20 protein-coding genes are annotated in these 19,652 nt (G+C 64.4%); 12 read left to right on the forward strand and 8 right to left on the reverse strand.

What is annotated here, in order from left to right; translation table 11 throughout:
* Window positions 1-149: 149 nt before the first annotated feature.
* A complete protein-coding gene (locus tag A5782_RS00565; protein ID WP_067093591.1) occupies window positions 150-1,139 on the forward strand; it encodes a D-2-hydroxyacid dehydrogenase family protein in 990 nt (329 codons plus the stop codon).
* A 6-nt stretch (window positions 1,140-1,145) separates the two neighbouring features.
* On the opposite strand, the gene A5782_RS00570 is transcribed toward A5782_RS00565, so the two are convergent.
* The 4 genes from A5782_RS00570 to A5782_RS00585 are packed head-to-tail and all read right to left on the reverse strand — an operon-like array spanning window position 1,146 to window position 4,094.
* Entirely contained in the window at window positions 1,146-1,742 is a 597-nt protein-coding gene (locus A5782_RS00570; RefSeq protein WP_067093592.1) for a TetR/AcrR family transcriptional regulator, read from the reverse strand.
* Complete coding sequence (locus A5782_RS00575) at window positions 1,739-2,512, reverse strand: SDR family NAD(P)-dependent oxidoreductase (RefSeq protein ID WP_067093593.1); 774 nt, start codon at window positions 2,510-2,512, stop codon at window positions 1,739-1,741. Before A5782_RS00575 ends, A5782_RS00570 begins: the two co-directional genes overlap by 4 nt.
* Window positions 2,509-3,012, reverse strand: coding sequence for a VOC family protein (locus A5782_RS00580; RefSeq protein WP_067093595.1), 504 nt, complete (start codon window positions 3,010-3,012; stop codon window positions 2,509-2,511). Before A5782_RS00580 ends, A5782_RS00575 begins: the two co-directional genes overlap by 4 nt.
* Window positions 3,009-4,094 (reverse strand): dihydrodipicolinate reductase, encoded by a 1,086-nt coding sequence (locus A5782_RS00585; protein ID WP_067093596.1) that lies wholly within the window; start codon window positions 4,092-4,094, stop codon window positions 3,009-3,011. The genes A5782_RS00580 and A5782_RS00585 overlap by 4 nt, the downstream gene beginning before the upstream one ends.
* A 109-nt stretch (window positions 4,095-4,203) precedes the next feature.
* On the opposite strand from A5782_RS00585, the gene A5782_RS00590 reads away from it, so the two are divergent.
* The 6 genes from A5782_RS00590 to A5782_RS00615 all read left to right on the forward strand — a co-directional run bounded on the left by A5782_RS00590 (window position 4,204) and on the right by A5782_RS00615 (window position 9,661).
* Entirely contained in the window at window positions 4,204-5,061 is an 858-nt protein-coding gene (locus A5782_RS00590) for an SDR family oxidoreductase (RefSeq protein WP_067093598.1), read from the forward strand.
* A 47-nt stretch (window positions 5,062-5,108) separates the two neighbouring features.
* The gene (locus A5782_RS00595; protein ID WP_067093600.1) at window positions 5,109-5,492 is read left to right on the forward strand and encodes a DUF1330 domain-containing protein; all 384 of its coding nucleotides are present in this window, start codon (window positions 5,109-5,111) and stop codon (window positions 5,490-5,492) included.
* Window positions 5,493-5,609: 117 nt separating this feature from the next.
* Complete coding sequence (locus A5782_RS00600) at window positions 5,610-6,968, forward strand: wax ester/triacylglycerol synthase family O-acyltransferase (protein WP_067093602.1); 1,359 nt, start codon at window positions 5,610-5,612, stop codon at window positions 6,966-6,968.
* 6 nt (window positions 6,969-6,974) lie between these two features.
* Entirely contained in the window at window positions 6,975-7,460 is a 486-nt protein-coding gene (locus A5782_RS00605; protein ID WP_067093603.1) for an NUDIX domain-containing protein, read from the forward strand.
* Between the two features lies 1 nt (window position 7,461).
* Window positions 7,462-8,367, forward strand: a complete 906-nt coding sequence (locus tag A5782_RS00610) for a haloalkane dehalogenase (protein ID WP_067093605.1) — start codon at window positions 7,462-7,464, stop codon at window positions 8,365-8,367.
* A 34-nt stretch (window positions 8,368-8,401) separates the two neighbouring features.
* Window positions 8,402-9,661 (forward strand): cytochrome P450, encoded by a 1,260-nt coding sequence (locus tag A5782_RS00615; protein ID WP_067093606.1) that lies wholly within the window; start codon window positions 8,402-8,404, stop codon window positions 9,659-9,661.
* Here the strand turns inward: A5782_RS00615 and A5782_RS00620 are convergent.
* Entirely contained in the window at window positions 9,658-10,026 is a 369-nt protein-coding gene (locus tag A5782_RS00620; RefSeq protein WP_067093608.1) for a hypothetical protein, read from the reverse strand. The two genes, A5782_RS00615 and A5782_RS00620, sit on opposite strands and share 4 nt — an antisense overlap.
* Before the next feature lie 161 nt (window positions 10,027-10,187).
* Here A5782_RS00620 and A5782_RS00625 point away from each other — a divergent pair, with 161 nt between their 5' ends.
* Window positions 10,188-10,478 (forward strand): hypothetical protein, encoded by a 291-nt coding sequence (locus A5782_RS00625; protein ID WP_067093610.1) that lies wholly within the window; start codon window positions 10,188-10,190, stop codon window positions 10,476-10,478.
* A gap of 23 nt (window positions 10,479-10,501) precedes the next feature.
* Here the strand turns inward: A5782_RS00625 and A5782_RS00630 are convergent, their stop codons facing one another.
* Entirely contained in the window at window positions 10,502-11,572 is a 1,071-nt protein-coding gene (locus A5782_RS00630; protein WP_067093611.1) for an ATP-dependent DNA ligase, read from the reverse strand.
* Window positions 11,573-11,598: 26 nt separating this feature from the next.
* Between A5782_RS00630 and ligD the strand changes: the two genes are divergently transcribed.
* Window positions 11,599-12,630, forward strand: a complete 1,032-nt coding sequence (gene ligD, locus A5782_RS00635) for a non-homologous end-joining DNA ligase (protein WP_067093613.1) — start codon at window positions 11,599-11,601, stop codon at window positions 12,628-12,630.
* Window positions 12,631-13,859: 1,229 nt separating this feature from the next.
* The gene (locus tag A5782_RS00640) at window positions 13,860-15,902 is read left to right on the forward strand and encodes a glycoside hydrolase family 172 protein (RefSeq protein ID WP_067093615.1); all 2,043 of its coding nucleotides are present in this window, start codon (window positions 13,860-13,862) and stop codon (window positions 15,900-15,902) included.
* On the opposite strand, the gene A5782_RS00645 is transcribed toward A5782_RS00640, so the two are convergent.
* The gene (locus A5782_RS00645; RefSeq protein ID WP_082942722.1) at window positions 15,843-16,673 is read right to left on the reverse strand and encodes a rhomboid-like protein; all 831 of its coding nucleotides are present in this window, start codon (window positions 16,671-16,673) and stop codon (window positions 15,843-15,845) included. The two genes, A5782_RS00640 and A5782_RS00645, sit on opposite strands and share 60 nt — an antisense overlap.
* Before the next feature lie 292 nt (window positions 16,674-16,965).
* Between A5782_RS00645 and A5782_RS00650 the strand changes: the two genes are divergently transcribed.
* Both A5782_RS00650 and A5782_RS00655 read left to right on the forward strand, forming a co-directional pair.
* Window positions 16,966-17,799: a mycofactocin-coupled SDR family oxidoreductase gene (locus A5782_RS00650; RefSeq protein WP_067093617.1), complete on the forward strand. Its 834-nt coding sequence runs from the start codon at window positions 16,966-16,968 to the stop codon at window positions 17,797-17,799.
* Window positions 17,800-17,810: 11 nt separating this feature from the next.
* The gene (locus tag A5782_RS00655; protein ID WP_067093619.1) at window positions 17,811-19,013 is read left to right on the forward strand and encodes a cytochrome P450; all 1,203 of its coding nucleotides are present in this window, start codon (window positions 17,811-17,813) and stop codon (window positions 19,011-19,013) included.
* Here the strand turns inward: A5782_RS00655 and A5782_RS00660 are convergent.
* The gene (locus tag A5782_RS00660; protein WP_067093621.1) at window positions 18,963-19,607 is read right to left on the reverse strand and encodes a TetR/AcrR family transcriptional regulator; all 645 of its coding nucleotides are present in this window, start codon (window positions 19,605-19,607) and stop codon (window positions 18,963-18,965) included. The two genes, A5782_RS00655 and A5782_RS00660, sit on opposite strands and share 51 nt — an antisense overlap.
* Window positions 19,608-19,652: the final 45 nt, after the last annotated feature.

Consider the following 19,652-nt stretch of genomic DNA (forward strand, 5'->3'; position numbering starts at 1 on the left):
TAGCACCCCGAACAGAACTAAAGCGATCCGGCGTCCCACCCGATGAATACGCGGTTCGTGTGCCAACTGCAACATATCCGCTCACATGTGGTCGACCGCCGGTTAGGGTCGATGCAGCAGTGAGCCATGCACTGGATGGGGGAGACCGCATGCCCAAGGTAGCGATTCTCGATGACTACGCCGGCGTGGCCCTACAGGTTGCCGACTGGTCGCCGGTGCAAAAACGCGCGGAGGTAACCGTTTTCGACCGGCACATGTCCGAGGACGAAGCGGCCGATGCACTGCGGACGTTTGACGTGGTGTGCACCCTGCGTGAGCGGATGGCGTTTCCGCGGTCGTTGATCGAGCGGCTGCCTGACTTGAAGCTGATCACGATCGTCGGCCGGAGCCTGCCAAACCTGGACACGGCCGCCGCCGGCGAACGCGGAATTCTGGTTGCGCATTCGGATTTCGCCCATCCCCGATTCAGGTCCATGCGCGACGCCACCCCGGAGCTCGCCTGGGGGCTGATGATTGCGACGGTGCGCAACCTTGCCGAAGAACATCGGAACATGCGCGCCGGCGGGTGGCAGAGCAGCGCGGGTATGACGTTGTCCGGCAAGACCCTCGGACTCGTCGGCCTGGGCAGAGTCGGCAGGCGCATGGCCGAATACGCCGCGGCGTTTGGTATGGAAGTCCTTGCGTGGAGCCAGAATCTCACTGAGGAAGCCGCCGCGAGCGTGGGCGCCCGCCGGGTCGAGAAGGCGTCGCTGTTCGAATCTTCGGACGTGGTCTCCATTCATCTGGTGCTCTCTGAGCGCACCCGAGGTCTGGTCGGCGAAGCCGAGCTGGCACTGATGAAGCCACACGCCTACTTGATCAACACCTCCAGGGGTCCGATCGTGGACGAGGCCGTCCTGATCGCTGCGCTGGAAGCCGGGCGCATCGCCGGAGCAGGGCTGGACGTCTATGACGATGAGCCCCTGCCGAAAGACCATCGGTTGCGGCTACTTGCGAACGTGACCCTGTCTCCTCACCTGGGGTATGTCACTCGCGAAATGCTGGGCGCCTTCTACTCCGACACCGTGGAATCAGTGGTGGCATGGCTGGACGGGGCGCCCATCCGGATCGCCAATCCCGAAGCGTTACAGCGGCGCTGAACCAGCTCACCTCCGTTTCCAGTGCGGACTTTTGACCGCATCGAGGGCGTCGGTGACGTAACGATCGAGTGGCCAGGGCTTTCCGGACTGTCGCACCCATTGCTGGAAGGCGAAGTCCGCTGCCGCGAAGGCGAGTTGGACCAGCAGGCCGGGACGGATATCGGCATCCTGGTCGACGCCCATTCGTTCGGCGATGAGCTTGGTCGCCCGCTCCTTGTCGGCGGGGCGGTGAACCGTGACCTTATCGAGCAGACCGGGGACCATCAGCAGGGCTTCGCGCCACTCGTCGGTGTCGGCCTGCTCGAACGAACGAGTCCGGGTGACGATGGCGTTGATCAGCGCGACGTCCGGTGCTTCGTCGGCGGGACGGCCCTCGAGGAGATTGACGATCGCGGCCCCGCCGTAGCGCACCGGTGCGAGGAGAAGCTCGTCCTTCGCCGGCACATGCCGGAAGAACGTGCGCGGAGAAACGCCTGCGGCCGTGGCGATTTCCTCTGTCGTCACGGCGTCGTACCCGCGCTCGACGAACAGGCGGAACGCCGCACGCCGGATATCGGCCCGTATCTGTGCGCGCTGCCGGTCGCGGAGCGACTCGCCGGTCATCGGAAACAGCCGATCCCGCCGTCGACGTGAATGGTCTGTCCGGTGATGAATGATGCGTCACTCCCGAGTAGAAAGGACACCAGCGCACCCACGTCGGAACGGACATCGCCGATGCGCTTCATCGGCACCCGACCCACGGCCTTGTCGTACTCCTTGGGCGCGAACGACTTCCAGAACTTGACCCCGTCGGATTCGGCGAAGGGGCAGATGACATTGACGCGGATGTTGTCACGCCCCCATTCCAAGGCGGCCACCTTCGACAACCCGCGGATGCCCTCCTTGGCGGCGGCATAACCGCCCCACTTGGGCTCACCGCCGGTGCCCGTGCCCGAACCGAGGTTCACGATCGACCCACCGCCGGCCTCAACCATCAATGGGTACACGGCCTGCATCAGCAGGAACGTTGCGCGGGGGCCCACGTCATAGCCGAGGGCCAGGTCTTCGGTGGTGATGTCGACGAACGCCTTGGGTTCGTTGGTGGCGATGGCGTTGTTGACCAAGCCGTGCACCGCGCCGAAGGCGTCGACTGCGGCGGCCGCGATCCGCTGCGCGCTGTCCGGGTCGCGCAGATCGGCGACGAGCTGCTCCACCCGTCCAATCGCCTTGAGCTCTGTGGCGGTCCTGTCCAGGACCTCTGCCTGGATGTCGACCAGCAGCACGCCGGCACCGCGTTCGAGCAACGCGGTGGCGACGCCCTTGCCGACGCCTTGGGCGGCGCCGGTGACAATCGCGACGTGTCCGCGCATCGAATCTGAGTGGCTGTAGCTCATGGGACGGGTCCCATCTGCAGCTGTACGCCCCGGTGCATCTCGTAGGTGCTCCGCGCCCCGTTGGGTAGTTCGATGAACTCCACCGGCGTCCCGTCCGGGTCCTTGACGAAAAACATTCGGACACCGCCGATCTCGAACGGAGCCTGGTCGGGGGTATACCCGGCGTCGACAATGCGGCGGTGGGCGTCGTCGAGATCTGTCACCGACAGCGAGACGTTGTGGATGCCGGTGATGCTGCGCCGCCGCCTGTGGTCGGGCGGGCCGGCGCCGATCGACAGCAGCTCGATCATCAACCCACCCAGCAGACCGCCGACCACCCGGCCCTCCTGCCTACGCGTCGCGTGCAATACCGCGTCGAAAGGCTCCCCGGAAATGAGGGTTTCGAAGACGACCTCCATGCCCAGCACGTCCCGGTAGAACACCAGTGCACGGTCCATGTCGGTGACGCCGACGACGAGGTGACAGAACGACACGTCGTCGAGCACGCTCTTCTCGGTCATGGCGTGTCCGCGGAAAGGTTGGGAGCGGGGCGCCCGGCGAACAGCGGCAGGTCGAGGTAGGTCTTGATGCCCGGTTCGGCGGCGCAGACGTCGGGAATGGCGTTGATGCAGTGGTTGGCGGTGACCACGACGCCCGGATTCTTCACCAGGCCTTCCGCAATCGTCTCGGGCTGCAGACCCTTGAAGGTGAGGCTCACGTCGGGGTCGCCGGTGATCTCCACCTCGAAGCGTTCACCCCGCCCACCGAAATTCCAGGCCGGCTCCAGATTTTCCTCGCCCATCAGCCAGTTGACCGCCGCGGTGATGACCGGTTCGCCATCGACGAGCGCCTGCCAGCGGAACCGGCGTGCGGCCACGCTGCCGCTGGTGATCGGGAAGGGGTCGTAGTCGATGTCGGCGGTCGCCACGGCGACGTCCTGAATGGTCCTGATGTTGGGATCGATGCGAAATCCCATGTGGTCGGCGATCATTCGTACCGACTGCTTGAAGCCCGCTTCGAGCAGGCCGGCCATCGGCCCTTGGGTGGCTTCCTCGGGGGTTCCGCCGAATCCCATGATGTGGCGCACCACGTCCGGTGCGTTATAGGTGCGGATGTCGGAGAACTCCTCTGCACGCACGTGCGTGACCGCCGACGACAGTGAGGACACCATGAGCGGGAATCGCTCGGTGATGCCTCCGGGGTGGATACCCGAACCATGCAGCGTCACACCGCTTTCCGTCGCGGCGTCCGCGACGGCACGGTGACGCTTGTTGCCCGGATCCGGGTAGACCCAGCCGACCGGTGTGACCACGTTCTTGCCGGACCGCAGGATCGCGATCACTTCGTCGTCGGCGGGTATCAGTGGGCTGTACATGACGCAGTCGGCGTCCAGCGCGAGAATGTCGTCGATGCTCGTGGTGGCGGTGATGCCCAGGTCCTGTGTCCCGATGATCCGGCCGACGTCGACACCGTTCTTGTCCGCACTGTGCACCCAGCACCCCACCAGCTCCAGTCGTGGGTGATTGATGACGCACTCGATCGCCGCTTTACCCACCCCCCCGGTGGCCCACTGAATGACACGAAGCTTGGACGGGCTACTCATCGTTGACCTCCGGATGGACAGTGCGCGGCCTTTACGGCAAATGAAATGGCAGGCTATGACTCGATGGCAGTGACTGTCAACAATCGATGGTGTGTGAGAGGGTCAGTTGATGAGCGTCCTGGAGGGCAAGATCGCGATAGTCACCGGCACCAGCCGCGGCGTGGGCGTGGGCATCGCCCATGAACTGCTGCGTGCCGGCGCGACCGTGATCGGGTGCTCGCGCTCACCGCTGGACGCGATCCCCGGCATCGAACCGGACTGGGCCCAACGAGCTTCCCAAAAGGTGTGCGACCAGGGTGACTATCGCTGCATCGATGCGTTCGTCGCAGACGTCGTGGCCACCCACGGTCGGCTCGACATTCTGGTGAACAATGCGGGCGGCACCGTTCCGGCGCCACACGCAGAGAGCATTCCCGAACTGGTGCAACGCATTCAGGGCGCACCCGCCGGCGACGACGACTACGCGCGCACCGCCCTGTTTCACGCGTTCGCCGTGCAGATGAACCTGATCAGCCCACTGTGGTTCGCGATCCGCGCTTATCGGCAGATGCAGAACCAGGACGGCGTGGGCTGCATCATCAACATCTCGAGCGGAGCCGGCCATCCGGCGGGATCGCCAACCCTGGTCTCCTACGGGGCAGCCAAAAGCGGCCTCAACCATCTCACCCGGTCACTGGCCGAAGAGTGGGGACCCAAGGTACGGGTCAACTGCATCGCCCTGGGGCCGACCATGACCGAAAACTTCCGGTCATTCGTGCTCCCCAAGGACGACCCCGATGGCGCAAAGTATTTCGCCGCCGTCCCGTTGCGCCGCGCTGGCGAACCCGAGGAGGTCGGGCGGGTCTGCGTTTTCCTCGCCGGCGGACAGGCCGACTTCGTCAACGGCACCACCATTGAATGCGACGGCGGCATGCTGCCCGGCGTGCTCTACGACGCTGGGCTCAAGACGATCACCGACCTGCTATAGCCGCGACAGGCATACTGCTAGAACAAAACCAGCGCAAGGAGATTCACATGAGCGGCTTGGAGCCTACGCCCGAGCAGTTCGCCGCGCTCGCGGCACGTCCGGCTGATGTGCCGGTGGTGATGGTCAACCTGTTGAAGTTCAAACCCGAGGGCGGCCTTCAGAGCTACCTGCGATACGGCGAGGAAGTGGTTCCACACCTGGAGCGCGTGGGCGCCACCCTGCGTTATGCCGGGGGAGCGCCGTCGATGGTCATCGGCGACGGCGAACAGCCTTGGTGGGACGTGATTCTCATCGTCGAGTACCCGACCCCGCAGGCCTTTATCGACATGGTGACGACCCAGGAGTACGCCAAGGTGCACGAGCATCGCGCCGCCGGGCTGGACCGTGGAGATTTGATCGCGACGTCGACATGGTCGGTTGCAACCCAATGACCTGACACCGCCCGACCGCGCGGTGGCCTATCGGCGCGGCGCCGTCGACCGCGGCCCGGCGCCGGTCCGATCACGCTATGCCTTTCCGGATCGTCCCCGAATGGGTCTAATGGGTGGATGGAACTGATGAGGCCTACCGACGCGATCTTTCTCTTGGGAGAATCTCGCGAACATCCCATGCACGTCGGAGGCTTGCAGTTGTTCGAGCCACCGCCGGGCGCCGGGCGCGACTTCGTTGGTGACCTTTACCAGAGCCTGGCCGCTCAGCGGGATTTCCAGCCCACGTTTCGTAAGCACCCCGCGAGCTTCGTCGGCGGAATCGCAAACCTGGGCTGGTCGTACGACGACGACGTGGATATCGACTACCACGTGCGGCGCTCGGCGCTGCCGTCGCCCAAACGGGTCCGCGAATTGCTCGAACTCACCTCGCGGTGGCACAGCACGCTGCTGGATCGTCACCGCCCCTTGTGGGAGACGCACATCGTCGAAGGTCTCAAAGACGGCCGGTTCGCTATCTACACAAAGGTTCACCATGCACTGATCGACGGTGTCTCCGCGCAGAAGCTGATGCAGCGCGCGCTGTCCACCGACCCCGACGATCCCGAAATCCGGGCCCCGTGGGGTCTGCGCAAACCCAAGCGCAAATCCAGCCCGTCGTCTCCCTTGAGTTCGTTGGCTCGCACGGCGGGATCCCTTGCGGCACTTGCCCCGTCGACGTTAGGGCTGGCGCGTGCGGCACTGTTCGAACAGCAACTGACGTTGCCTTTCGGGGCGCCGAAGACCATGTTGAACGTCAAGATCGGCGGCGCTCGCCGGTGCGCCGCGCAGTCCTGGTCGCTGGACCGCATCAAAGGCGTGAAGAAGGCCGCGGGGGGTGTCACGGTCAACGATGTGGTCTTGGCGATGTGCTCGGGCGCCCTGCGCTACTACCTGCTCGAGCATGACGCGCTGCCGGACACCCCGCTGATCGCGATGGTCCCGGTGAGCCTGCGCACCGAGGAAGAGGCCGACGCCGGCGGCAACCTGGTCGGAGCCATCCTGTGCAACCTCGCGACCGACACCGACGATCCGGCGCAGCGTCTGCTGACGATCAGCGAATCGATGCGCAGCAACAAGGATGTGTTTTCGCAATTGCCGCGGTTCCAGGCGCTGGCGCTGTCCGCCGTCAACACGTCAGCGTTGGCGTTGGCGGCGGTCCCGGGCTGGGTGGCATCGACGTCACCCCCGTTCAACATCATCATTTCGAACGTGCCGGGACCGACGCGGCCGATCTATTATGGCGGCGCACGGCTCGACGGCAACTACCCGCTGTCCATCGCGCTGGACGGCCAGGCGCTGAACATCACCCTGGTCAACAACGCCGGCAACCTGGACTTCGGCCTGGTGGGATGCCGGCGTAGCGTACCGCACCTGCAGCGCCTGCTCGCGCATCTGGAGTCCTCGCTCAAGGACCTGGAACGCGCTGTGGGAGAATAGAAATCGATGGCGAAGCTGAGCGCGGGTGTGATCGTCTACCGGACCTGCGACGGCGTCGTCGAGGTTTTGCTCGCACACCCGGGTGGGCCCTTCTGGGCCCGCAAAGACGACGGCGCCTGGTCGATTCCGAAAGGTGAGTACACCGACGGGGAGGATCCCTGGGCGGCCGCACAGCGCGAATTTTCCGAGGAGCTGGGGCTGTCGGTGCCGGCCGGGCCGCGCATCGACCTCGGTCAGCTGAAACAATCCGGCGGCAAGCTGGTGACCGCTTTCGCCGTGCAGAGCGACCTCGACATCACCGACGCGCGCAGCAACACTTTTGAATTGGAATGGCCAAAGGGGTCGGGCACGCTGCGGGAGTTCCCCGAGGTCGATCGCGTGGGCTGGTTCGCGATGGCCACCGCACGCATCAAATTACTGAAGGGCCAGCACGGCTTTCTCGATCGGTTGATGGCGGATCCTGGCTTGGCCGGACTATCCGAAGGGACGTGACATGCAGACGCTGCGAACACCCGACGACCGGTTCGACGGTATACCCGACTTCCCTTACACCCCAAGGTATTGCGACGTATCCGACGACGAGGGCGGCGCACTCCGCGTGGCCTGGGTCCAGGACGGCCCGGAAAGCGCCGATCCCATCCTCATGCTGCACGGCGAACCGTCGTGGTCATATCTGTACCGAAAGATGATTCCGGTACTGGCCGCCGCCGGTCATCGAGTCATCTGCCCCGACCTGGTCGGGTTCGGCCGTTCGGACAAGCCAACCCGCCGCGAAGACCACAGCTACGCACGCCACGTCGAGTGGATGCGAGCGGTGGCTTTCGACGTCCTCGACCTTCGCAACGTCACCCTGGTAGGTCAGGACTGGGGCGGGCTGATCGGATTGCGGCTCGCCGCAGAGCATCCCGAACGGTTCGCCCGGGTGGTCGTCGCCAACACCGGCCTGCCCAATGGCGAGCAGCCCATGGCCGACATTTGGTGGCGCTTCCGTGAAGCCGTCACGTCGGCGCCGACGCTGAACGTCGGCGCGTTTGTCCAGGGCGGCTGTCGCCGGCAGATGAGCGAGGAGGAGCGGGCCGGCTATGACGCGCCCTTCCCCGCCGATGACTACTGCGCCGGGCCGCGCGCCATGCCCGGCCTGGTGCCCACGTCACCGGATGATCCCGCTGCGGCCGCCAACAAGGCCGCATGGACCACGCTTTCGGCGAGCCCGACGCCCATGCTGGTCGCTTTCAGCGACAGCGACCCGATCACCGGGCCGATGGCCGCCATCTTCCAGCGGGAGATGCGCGGTGCGCACGGAATCGACCACCCGGTGATCCGCGGCGCCGGGCATTTCTTACAGGAGGACGCCGGAGAAGAACTGGCCGGCCACATCGTGGAGTTCTTGCGCCGCTGAGCGGGCGCTTCCCGGCGGCGGGCACAATGTCAGGATGACGACGGCGCCTACCGAGGCCACCAAGCCCGATGAATTGTTGGTGCGGTTGTTGGACCCGGCAGTCCGTGCCGATCCCTATCCGCTGTTCGCGCAATTTCGCGAACGCGGATCGTTTGCCTTGCCGGAGGGCAACCTCGCGGTGTTCTCGACCTACCGTGACTGCGACGAGGCCTTGCGGCACCCGTCGTCGAGCAACGACCGGCTCAAGTCGACCGCCGCCCGCGCGCAGATCGAGGCGCAGACCCAGCAGCTCATCGAGGCCGGTGCCGAGGCGCCGCCGCAAACCCCGCCGGGGTTCTTGTTTCAGGACCCGCCGGACCACACCCGGCTGCGCAAACTGGTCAGCAAGGCGTTCGCGCCGAAGGTGGTGAGCGCGCTGCAACCCGACATCAGCGCGCTGATCGACGGATTGCTCGACCGCATCGCCGAAAAGGGGCGGTTCGAAGTCGTCGAGGACCTTGCCTATCCACTGCCGGTGGCGGTCATTTGCCGGCTGCTCGGCGTACCGCTCGAGGACGAACCGCAATTCAGCCGGGTGTCCGCGCTGCTGGCGCAATCACTGGACCCGTTCGTCGCCTTCACCGGAACGCCGTCGGACAACCTCAAAGAGCGGATGGACGCCGGAATGTGGTTGCGCGCCTACCTGCACGGCCTGATCGACCGGCGACGCTCGCGGCCCGGCGACGACCTGATGTCCGGATTGATCGCTGTGGAAGAATCGGGCGACCAGCTGACCGCGGAGGAGATCGTTTCCACCTGCGTCCTGCTGCTGGTTGCCGGTCACGAGACCACGGTGAACCTGATCGGCAATGCGGTCCTGGCGATGTTGCGCCAACCGTCGCAATGGTCCGCGCTGAGCGCCGACGCCAACCGTGCGCCAGCGGTCATCGAGGAGACCCTGCGCTACGACCCGCCGGTGCAGATGATCGCCCGAACTGCGGGCGATGACATGGCAATTGGCGACATCGACGTGCCCGCGGGCGACATCATGATGCTGCTGACCGCAGCCGCCCAGCGCGATCCCACCGAGTATGACCGTCCCGACATTTTCGATCCGGATCGAAAAGCCATGAGGCACTTAGGATTCGGGCGTGGTGCACATTACTGCCTGGGCGCCCCGCTGGCCCGGCTGGAAGCCGGTGTGGCCCTGTCGGCGGTAACGGCACGGTTCCCGAACGCCCGGTTGGACAGTGAGCCGCAGTACAAGACCAATGTCACGTTGCGCGGCCTGTCGCGGCTCATGGTCACGGTCTAATCCCGCTCCCACGGCGGGGTTTCGTCCATCTTTTGGTAGTACTTCGCCAAGTGGCTCTTGATCCGATCGACATCGGATTGGGGCACGTCGATTCCGCCCCGTGCGCCGTCCATGATCGCGCCGGCCGCCATCACGCCGCGCGGCACAACCGTGAGTTCTCCGTCGATCACGTCGGCGATCAGCAGCTTGTAGGCCGTGAAGTTGTCTTTTTTGTCGCTGTCGTACCAGACGTGCGCGTCGCGGTATTTCTGGTTCGGCCCGTCCTGCGCATCGGCCCACTTACGGACTCGCTTTTCGGCCCCGTCGCCATCCCACTTGCGGTCACGATCGGCCAACGGCAGATCTTGAAATGCTGTGACTGACATGGTGTCCGCGTGCCCGCTTCGGATCTGGACTAAACGCGGCCAAATCGTGGGTTCGCAGTTACATAAGCGGTAGCGTCTTTGGTAGCTGGCTGGGCTGTCGAGGTGGCTGCCATCGGAGTGCACTCGGCAACACCCCAGCGGCGCTGCGACGGGAGACAATCATGAAGCGGTGCATCTTCGCAGGATTGGCAGCCCTACTGATGGCCGCAGAACTCATCGCCTCGGCGGCGCCGGCCAGCGCCGGCTGCCAGTACGGAGGACCTGTACTCAGCAAGTGCGACGGACCCGTCCAGCCTGACGGCACGTGGCAACGCTGTGTGGCAGTGACCCGCCTGGTTCCCAACGGCGCCAGTTCCTACCTCGTGCCCGATAATCACTGCGATCTGATGGGTCCCGACCAGCACCCTGCGGATCTCGCCTTCGCCGACCCGCCCACGCACATCGATGGGTGAGACCGGAGGCAAACAACGCCGTATCAGCCGGAACCGAGTCCCGGCACGATGTCGCCAAGGTTGAAAGTCACCGGCTGTTCGAGCTGTTCGTAGGTGCACGAGCGCGGGTCGCGGTCCGGGCGCCACCGATTGAACTGCGCGGTATGACGGAACCGCCGCCCTTCCATGTGGTCATAGCGGACCTCCACCACCCGCTCGGGGCGAAGCGGCACGAACGACAGATCCTTGCCGGCGTTCCAGCGCGAGAATTCGTTCTTACGCGGCGTCCGCTCGCCGGCTTCGTGCGCGGCCCAATTCCACGGGTGGTCCTCGAAATCGGTGATGAGCGTCTGTAGTTCGTCGAACAGCCGCCGCCGCTCGGCCATGGGAAACGCACCGATGACACCAACCGACGCGAGCTGGCCGTCATCCTGATAAAGACCCAACAACAGCGAACCAATAGCGTCGGCGCCGGACTTGTGCACCCGGTAACCGGCGACCACACAGTCGGCGGTCCGCTCGTGCTTGATCTTGAACATGATCCGCTTGTCCGGCTGGTAGGTGATGTCGAGTGGCTTGGCGATCACACCATCGAGACCGGCCCCCTCGAATTCGTCGAACCAGCGCTGCGCGATTTCCAGATCGGTCGTCGCGGGCGTGGCATGGATCGAGGGCCCCGAGCCAGCCAGAGCCTCGACGAGGGCGGCGCGCCGCTCGCTGAAGGGCCGCCGTGTGTAGTCATCGTCGTCGAGGGCGAGCAAGTCGAACGCGATGAACGACGCCGGCGTGGTCTCGGCGAGCATCCGTACCCGCGAATCCGCCGGGTGAATGCGTTGTTGCAGCGCCTCGAAATCCAGGCCCCGGTCGGTGGCGATGACGATCTCGCCGTCGATGACGCACCGCTCCGGCAGCTCGGCCCTGACCGCGGCGACCAGCTCGGGGAAATACCGCGTCATCGGCCGTTCATTGCGACTGCCCAGTTCGACCTGGTCGTGGTCGCGGAAACAGATCGACCTGAAGCCGTCCCACTTGGGCTCATAGGACGCATCAGGGGGAATCGAGCGAACCGACTTCGCCAGCATCGGCGACACCGGCGGCATCACGGGGAGATCCATAGCCTGATTGTGCTGGAATCGGAGGTATGGCTGCTGCAGAAGAGCTCGACGTCGACGGCATCGCGGTGCGCCTGACCAATCCGGACAAAGCGTATTTCCCCAAACTGGGGTCGAAAGGCACGAAGCGACACCTGGTGGACTACTACCGTGCCGTTGCGAACGGTCCGATGCTCGACGCACTGCGCGACCGGCCCACCCACCTGCAGCGCTTCCCGGACGGCGTCGACGGCGAGGAGATCTACCAGAAGCGGATTCCTGCGCACCATCCCGACTACCTGCAGACGTGCCAGGTGACGTTTCCGTCGGGGCGGACCGCCGATGCGCTCAAGGTCACCCACCCGGCGGCGGTGGTGTGGGCGGCACAGATGGGTACCGTCACCTTGCACCCGTGGCAGGTGCGCTGTCCGGACACCGACCATCCCGATGAACTGCGCATCGACCTGGATCCGCAGCCCGGTGTCGCCTTCGAGCAGGCGCGTACCGTCGCGGTCGACGTGCTGCGGCCGCTACTCGACGAGCTGGGTCTGGTGGGATACCCGAAGACTTCGGGTGGTCGCGGCATCCATGTCTTCCTCCGGATCGCGACTGACTGGGATTTCATCGAGGTGCGCCGTGCCGGTATCGCACTGGCACGCGAAGTCGAGCGCCGCGCGCCCGACGCCGTCACCACGTCCTGGTGGAAGGAAGACCGTGGCGAGCGCATCTTCATCGACTTCAACCAGAACGCGCGGGACCGCACCATGGCGTCGGCATATTCGGTGCGACGCACTCCGATCGCGACGGTGTCGATGCCACTGACATGGGACGAGCTGGCCGACGCCGAGCCGGACGATTACACCATGGCGACCGTGCCCGATCTGGTTAAGGACCGGGAAGACCCCTGGGCCGCAATGGATGATGCGGCCCAATCGATCGCGTCCTTACTGGAGATGGCCGACGCCGACGAAGAGCGCGGCCTTGGGGACATGCCGTATCCGCCCAATTACCCGAAAATGCCCGGCGAGCCCAAACGCGTTCAGCCCAGCAGGGATCGAGATCTCAAAAACGAAAAGGGCTAGCTGAAATTCGCTGAACGATTGGGCGGTCGGAACCTCGGGCTGCGATTGGCCCGCGCTTGCCCGCCTCGCGTAGATGAGCCACATTGCCCACGTGAGGACCTGACGTTATCACTGGGAACACTTCCGCGGGAGTGATTCTCTTGCGCCACAGTGGCTTAAGGCGATTTGTCACAGTGACAATCCGGGTCATCAGGCAAGGCGAACGCGGCTGGGCCACGGGCGGGCCGCGAGGCAGCATCAACGCGTAATCGCCAACCGCTTTCAGCATCGTTGCGCTGAGGCGGTTAGCTTACCGCTAACCCATGCAAAGGTCAGCAAGTAATTCGCGAAGAGCGTGCGCACGGCCCGAGAAGTGCGCACGCCCTCGCGTTGCTCGAGTGCCGGCGTTGTGTCGGGGCCGGCCGGTGTCGCATCCGACCGGATTCGCAAAAGCTCTGAAGCCCAGGTGCTTTCGCATCACGAGGCTTCGGCTGATGCTGTCACGGCGAATTGCCGCTACGCCGACACGTCGCGGCAATTCGCCGTGCGAAAACTGGCACCCAATGCCATTGAGGGAGCACTCAATAGGCCCGAATTTGGGCCGTACCGAGTAATGGGTGCGAGTAGTTGAGACCCTGCCGGTCGCCGGCAGACCTACGTGCAGGTCAAAGTGGGCCCGCAGTCGATCGTTATCGGCGTTGTGCAGCCGGAAGCCGTGATGGCAGTGAAGGTGAGGATCAGACCAAGTACAACTTTGTATTTGAGTCCAGACATGACCACTCCGTTCGTAGGAGAAATCTGACGCCCGAGAGTAGGTATATTACGCGCCGAGCTCTCGGATGAGTATGAGAATGAGTAATTTTCGATTAATTACGTCACCTGACTGAAGTCGAGCGGGTGAGCATCGCCGATTTCGAATCTTTTTGCAAGCGTGAGATAAGAAATTTCTCGCGAAAACCGGATTTTGCTGCGTTGCAAGGAGGTACTTGAATGCCATCGCGGCACTTTGTTCGTCGTCGACCAGCGGGGACGGTGCAAATGCGGCCGCGTGCATGGAGTCGGTGAGAATGCGAAGTCGGCGTAAATACGTTGGCTTAAAACAGGATATAGATTTGCCACAGCTCACTAAACGAGACTTCCGGTACTGAATTTTCGCTATGGCCTAACTGCCGGTACGGAATTGCCCGGTTCGCTGGGAGGTTGTGGCCGGGGATCTGCCAGCGAGCCCGACAAAAGTAGGCTGAGTTGCTATGTCCTTGGCGGCGCGGTTGTGTTCGGCGGTATTCGCGTTGCTGCTATTGGTGATTCCCGGCGCCGGGGCGGCCGGTGCAGAACCGGCCGCGCCCGACACACACCAACCCGGTGAAAGAATGGTCGGCTGGGAGACCTACCGCCGGTTGGACCGGTTGCCCTATTTGAACCCCGGTTCGCAGACTCTGCAGGTGTCGAGCTTTGATCGCAGCGGTGGCGATTTCGACATTTCGACCGGTAATCGCAACGGCAGTGGTGGGTGCCTGTCGCCAGGGGGAGCCGGCTGCGTCATCGCGGAGGATCACGGTGCCGGAGAAATTGTTTCGATCTGGCTGACCCGGGATGGCGGCAATGTTCGCGCTCTTGGAAACATCCGGATCGAATTGGACGGGCAGGCCGTCGTAGACACACCATTGCAATCGTTGGTCGACGGCAAATTGGGGGCCCCGTTCGTGTGGCCGCTGGTGGCCAACGCCGCTCAATCGCCGGGAGGCGATTACATCAAGGTGCCGATGCCTTATCGGCGGTCGATGCGGATCAGTGTCACATCCCATTTGGAGTATTACCACGTCGATTATCGGCAGTTTCCCGACACCGGCGGAGTAAATACGTTCTCGCCATCCGATCCCGCGCTCGATGTCCTGGACACGCTGCGGTCCGCCGGCGCGGTTGACCCCAAACCGGCGCCAGTCAGTGCGGCGCACAGCAATCGGGTCGTCGACCTTCCCGCCGGCACCGGCCAAACCATCGCCGAATCGACTGGCTCGGCGAGCATTTCGGCGCTGCGGCTGCAGCTGCCCGAACCGGCGGCTCAACAGCTCACCGGATTGCGGCTGCAGATTGAATTCGACGGCAGAACCATGGTCGACTCACCATTGGGGGAATTCTTCGGCGCCGGACTCGGCGCGAACCCCGTGCGGTCGCTGATGTTCGCGACCATCGCGGCGCCTGATGGATCACTGGCGTTATGGGATTGGTGGCCAATGCCTTTCGCGCGCTCGACCCGTATCACACTCGTCAACGCAAGCGCCGAACCGGTCACGGGGATAGCCAGCGACGTCGCCACCACGCCCGATGCCCAGTGGGCGCCGGCGCTGACCAGCGGCCGCGCCGGCTATTTCACCGCGCGCTCACACGCCGGGCCGACGGCTCCCGGCCAGGACTGGGTGTTCGCCGAGGAACAGGGACACGGCAAGTTCGTCGGTGTCAGTCAAACCATTCAGGGCTATCGAACCAAAACGGCGTTCAGTGACGACGCCCCTTACTTTCTCGAAGGCGCCGAGCGCGTCTACACCGACGGCGCGGCGTCCCCGCAGTGGTACGGCACCGGCACCGAGGACCTCTACGAGGGCGGCTGGTACTTCAAGAACGGCACCCACTTCAGCGACCCACTCAACGGCCAACCCGATCAACGAACGGCCACCGGCGGATGCACCGACTACTGCGTAGCCGTCTACCGGATCATGCTGGCCGACGCGATCGGCTATCACTCCGCGATCCGATTCGGCATCGAGCACGGCAAAAGGAATATGGTCCAACCCGACTACAGCTCAACCGCATTCCTCTACACACAGCCGGACGCCGACATCGCCGGCGGAGACGACGTCCGCCCGACCGATCCCGTCAATCGAGTTCTGCACGGCTACACCGACTCCGACGCGGCCGATCAGCTACTGGTCAGTGAATACGAAGGCAGCCAGGACACCCTGCCCGTCGTCGGCTCGGTCCGTACCGCCCAGGGCATGATCACGTTCCACGTGCAGATCGATCCGGACAACCACGGCATCCTGCTGCGCCGCACATCGGATCAGGCAACCAGCTTCCAATCCGCCGACGTTGCGGTCGACGGCGTACCGGTGGGCAACTGGCTACAGCCGCGCGGCAACACCTTTCACCGGTGGCGGGACGACACCTATCTGGTACCGCAGTCGGTGACCGCGGGCAAGGCGCAGGTGACGCTCGCCCTGACGCCTACGGCCGATTCACCGCCCTGGACTGCCAGCCGCTACCACGTCGACACGGTCACGGGACCCTCTTACTAGGGAGCGATTGGTGGCCAGCCCGATGAGCGCGCCGGCCAGCCCGCCGGCCGGCGCTGTCAGCGAAGGTCCGGCGAGCAACAGATAGCCGAACGTGACGCCGACCATGAGCAACGCCTGATGCAGGGGTGTCCAGGAGGCTGCCGAGCGCAACCTGAACGACAGTCCGATGCCAAGGAGTAGCGCTACCACGTGGCCGACGGCGGTGAAGTCCGCAGCCGCGGCCGCGACCACCGCGGTCCCCAGCCACCAACCCGCCCAGGCTCCGCGCCAGCGCACCGGGATCGCCGCGGTGAACGCACCGAGCACACACATCGCGCCGTAACTGATCCCCACGTCACTGGCGCGGGCGACCGAGACCGGCAGCATCCCCGTCTTGATGGCGACGACCAGCCCGATCGCGACGACCACCGTGGCGCCGATGTGGCCGACGGCGAAGGTGAGGAACAACCCCCGGCCGCACCACATGAGTTCACCCAAAGCCAGCAGGCAGACCAGCCCCGGCAGCCAGAAGAACAGATCACCGCCGTCGTTGACGAATGCACTCCCGATCAACGTGCCCAGATGTCCGCGCCCAAGATTGTGAACGTTTGTGCTCATCCGGCTCACGGCGATGTCGTGCGCATGCGGACCCAGCGCGGCCAGGATGAGATAGATGGCGAGCAGGACGACCGCGTAGGTGGCGGTGACTCGGACCGACGCGGGTCCGGGCAGGGCACGCAGCGGCGCCTGAGCCCAACGCAGGGCGCCGTCGCGGGTAGCGGCGAGCGTCATGGTCCTACCGTGCGGGCTCGGCCGGCGGCGTGCCTCGTTCTTAACGAAGCCTTCACACGCGCGCCGCAAATCTTCATGGATCGCCGGGACCCGTTGACGTCACCTTAAAGACCGGCGAAAGAACCTCCCGCATGTGAGCAACACAGTCATTGCCCTCGATGACGCCCCGCAACCGAGGGCCACGCTGATCGAGGCTGCCCTGCGGCCTTGACGGACTCGTCGGGATGCTGCTAAACATGGCCTGCGCCACGCTTTTGGGCGATCGCCCAAAAATCGACGGGTGGAGGTTGCCATGGGTCGGATGGGCGGCAAGGTCGCATTCGTGACCGGTGCGGCGCGGGGGCAGGGCAGAAGCCACGCCGTCCGCCTCGCACAGGAGGGTGCCGACATCATCGCGGTCGACATCTGCCGGAAATTCGAGGCGTCGCCGGCCCCGGGGGCAACCCCCGAAGACCTCGATGTCACCGCCGGGTTGGTCAAGGACGCCGGCGCGCGCGTCGTGACCGCCGAAGTCGACGTTCGTGATTACGACGCGTTGCGCGCCGCCGTTGACAGCGGCGTCGAACAGCTCGGCCGCCTCGATGTCATCGTCGCGAACGCCGGCATCGGCACGATGGGTGCAAAGCTGCACAAGATCGATGAAGCGTTGTGGCAGGAGATGATCGACGTCAATCTCAGCGGGGTGTGGAAGTCGGTGAAGGCCGGGGTTCCGCACCTGCTGGCCGGAAATCGGGGCGGCTCCATCGTTTTGACGTCCTCGGTGGCCGGCTTCAAGGCCTACCCGCACACGGGTCATTACGTCGCCGCCAAGCACGGCGTGATCGGCCTGATGCGTACGTTCGCGGTCGAATTGGGGCAGCGCATGATCAGGGTCAACGCCGTGCTGCCCACGCATGTGAACTCGCCGCTGCTGATGAACGAGGCCACCTATCACGCGTTTCGGCCTGAGCTGGAGAATCCCGGACCCGACGACCTCGCGCCGGTGTGTCAGAGCTTTCACTACCTGCCCATCCCTTGGGTGACGCCCGAGGACATCAGCAACGCCGTGCTGTTCCTGGCATCCGACGAAGCGCGATATATCACCGGCGTCGCGCTCCCGGTGGATGCCGGAAGCTGCCTGAAGTAAGGAAAGCATCGATGACCGTTACCAACGACACCGACGTCTACTACGACCCCTACGACGTCAACATCAATGCCAACCCGTATCCGATCTATGCGCGGCTGCGTGAAGAGGCGCCGATCTACTACAACGAGCGCTACGACTTCTGGGCACTGTCAAGGCATTCCGATGTCGAACGCGGGTTGGCCAACTGGGAGACCTTCTCCAACAGACGAAGCGACATCCTCGAGCTCGTCCAATCGAAATTCGACATGCCCGGCGGTGTGATGATGTTCCAGGATCCGCCGGAGCACTCGCGGCTGCGCGGCCTGATGTCGCGGGTGTTCACCCCCCGCCGGATGGCCGACCTCGAGGAGCAGATTCGGCAATACTGCGTGCGGTGTCTGGACCCGCTCGTCGGCGAGCAAGGGTTCGACATCATCGCCGAACTGGCCTCGATGATGCCGATGCGCGTGATCGGGATGCTGTTGGGAATCCCGGAGTCCGAACAGATCTCGGTGCGCGACGCCAATGACGCCAACCTGCGCACCAAGCCGGGTGCGCCGTTGAAGGTTGCCAACGCCGACTCCATCGCCGACGGCCGGATCTATGCCGACTACGTCGAATGGCGCTCCAAAAATCCCTCCGACGACCTGATGACGACGCTGCTCAACGTCGAATTCGACGACGAGGGCGGAGTGCACCGAAAGCTGACGCGCAAGGAGGTGCTGCACTACACGCAGGTGGTCGCCGGCGCGGGCAACGAGACCACCGGCCGGCTGATCGGCTGGCTGGCCAAGGTGCTCGCCGAGCATCCCGATCAGCGCCGCGAGGTCTATGAGGATCGGTCGTTGTTGACCCGTACCGTCGACGAGACCTTGCGATTCGAACCTACCGGTCCGCACGTCGCGCGTTGGATGGCACAAGATTTCGAGTGTTACGGCACTAGGGTTCCGGCCGGCAGCGCGATGTTGCTGCTGTTCGGTGCCGCCAATCGCGACCCCCGCCGCTACACCGATCCGGACACCTACAACATCCGTCGCGACAACATCTCGCACATCACGTTCGGCAAAGGTGTGCACTACTGTCTGGGCGCCAACCTCGCCCGCCTCGAGGGCCGCGTCGCGTTGGACGAGATTCTCAACCGTTGGCCCGAATGGGACATCGATTACGACACCGCGCAATTGGCGTCAACCTCGACCGTCCGTGGCTGGGAGCGGCTGCGGGTGGTGTTGCCCTGAGAGGCCGGCGCCAGGCGGCATCTCGAATCGCTCGATGAGCCGATTGACCATTGCGACGGCCTCTTCATGACCCCCCGTGGCACCCAGCGCTTGTTCCAGGATGAGCATGCGACCGATCGCTGCGATGATGACCGCGATGCCGGCAGGCGGGAATTGGCTTGTGTCCACGTCATGTTCGCGAACGATGAAGTTCAGCGCGGTGATTTGGGTATCGCGCCATCGCTGGAACCAAGCCGCGAGCTCGGCCCTGATCTCCTTGCGGTGGTTGGCAAGTCCCATGAACTCCAGTAGCAGGCGCGTGTCCTTCGGTTCGATCAGCGTGTCCCAGAAGGCATGTAACGGGCGGTCGGAGGTCAACGCCTGCTTTTGGCGCTCCTGATAGGCGGCAGCCCCGCGACGGAACACGTCCAGATACAGCTCATCCATGGTGGGGAAGTAGTAGTGGACCAGTGCCGGTTTGACACCGGCTTGGCTCGCCACCCGCCGCGAGGTAGCAGCGGCGTACCCGTCCTCGACCATGATCTGGATCGTCGCGTCGATCAGCATGTCGCGAGTTTTGGAGTCCCGCGCCTTCGGCCGTCGTGGTGCGGTCATGATGTGGGTCTTTCCGGCAAACGGATACTGACAGCCAGGGATTGG

Origin of the sequence: Mycobacterium sp. 852002-40037_SCH5390672 (assembly GCF_001665875.1) — a bacterium.
Taxonomy (GTDB): domain Bacteria; phylum Actinomycetota; class Actinomycetes; order Mycobacteriales; family Mycobacteriaceae; genus Mycobacterium.

Bases quoted from the DNA above. Each gene is read 5' to 3' on its own strand.
- A5782_RS00565 (WP_067093591.1), top strand. From the start codon at position 150: ATGCCCAAGGTAGCGATTCTCGATGACTACGCCGGCGTGGCCCTACAG.
- A5782_RS00570 (WP_067093592.1), bottom strand. From the start codon at position 1,742: ATGACCGGCGAGTCGCTCCGCGACCGGCAGCGCGCACAGATACGGGCC.
- A5782_RS00575 (WP_067093593.1), bottom strand. From the start codon at position 2,512: ATGAGCTACAGCCACTCAGATTCGATGCGCGGACACGTCGCGATTGTC.
- A5782_RS00580 (WP_067093595.1), bottom strand. From the start codon at position 3,012: ATGACCGAGAAGAGCGTGCTCGACGACGTGTCGTTCTGTCACCTCGTC.
- A5782_RS00585 (WP_067093596.1), bottom strand. From the start codon at position 4,094: ATGAGTAGCCCGTCCAAGCTTCGTGTCATTCAGTGGGCCACCGGGGGG.
- A5782_RS00590 (WP_067093598.1), top strand. From the start codon at position 4,204: ATGAGCGTCCTGGAGGGCAAGATCGCGATAGTCACCGGCACCAGCCGC.
- A5782_RS00595 (WP_067093600.1), top strand. From the start codon at position 5,109: ATGAGCGGCTTGGAGCCTACGCCCGAGCAGTTCGCCGCGCTCGCGGCA.
- A5782_RS00600 (WP_067093602.1), top strand. From the start codon at position 5,610: ATGGAACTGATGAGGCCTACCGACGCGATCTTTCTCTTGGGAGAATCT.
- A5782_RS00605 (WP_067093603.1), top strand. From the start codon at position 6,975: ATGGCGAAGCTGAGCGCGGGTGTGATCGTCTACCGGACCTGCGACGGC.
- A5782_RS00610 (WP_067093605.1), top strand. From the start codon at position 7,462: ATGCAGACGCTGCGAACACCCGACGACCGGTTCGACGGTATACCCGAC.
- A5782_RS00615 (WP_067093606.1), top strand. From the start codon at position 8,402: ATGACGACGGCGCCTACCGAGGCCACCAAGCCCGATGAATTGTTGGTG.
- A5782_RS00620 (WP_067093608.1), bottom strand. From the start codon at position 10,026: ATGTCAGTCACAGCATTTCAAGATCTGCCGTTGGCCGATCGTGACCGC.
- A5782_RS00625 (WP_067093610.1), top strand. From the start codon at position 10,188: ATGAAGCGGTGCATCTTCGCAGGATTGGCAGCCCTACTGATGGCCGCA.
- A5782_RS00630 (WP_067093611.1), bottom strand. From the start codon at position 11,572: ATGGATCTCCCCGTGATGCCGCCGGTGTCGCCGATGCTGGCGAAGTCG.
- ligD (WP_067093613.1), top strand. From the start codon at position 11,599: ATGGCTGCTGCAGAAGAGCTCGACGTCGACGGCATCGCGGTGCGCCTG.
- A5782_RS00640 (WP_067093615.1), top strand. From the start codon at position 13,860: ATGTCCTTGGCGGCGCGGTTGTGTTCGGCGGTATTCGCGTTGCTGCTA.
- A5782_RS00645 (WP_082942722.1), bottom strand. From the start codon at position 16,673: ATGACGCTCGCCGCTACCCGCGACGGCGCCCTGCGTTGGGCTCAGGCG.
- A5782_RS00650 (WP_067093617.1), top strand. From the start codon at position 16,966: ATGGGTCGGATGGGCGGCAAGGTCGCATTCGTGACCGGTGCGGCGCGG.
- A5782_RS00655 (WP_067093619.1), top strand. From the start codon at position 17,811: ATGACCGTTACCAACGACACCGACGTCTACTACGACCCCTACGACGTC.
- A5782_RS00660 (WP_067093621.1), bottom strand. From the start codon at position 19,607: ATGACCGCACCACGACGGCCGAAGGCGCGGGACTCCAAAACTCGCGAC.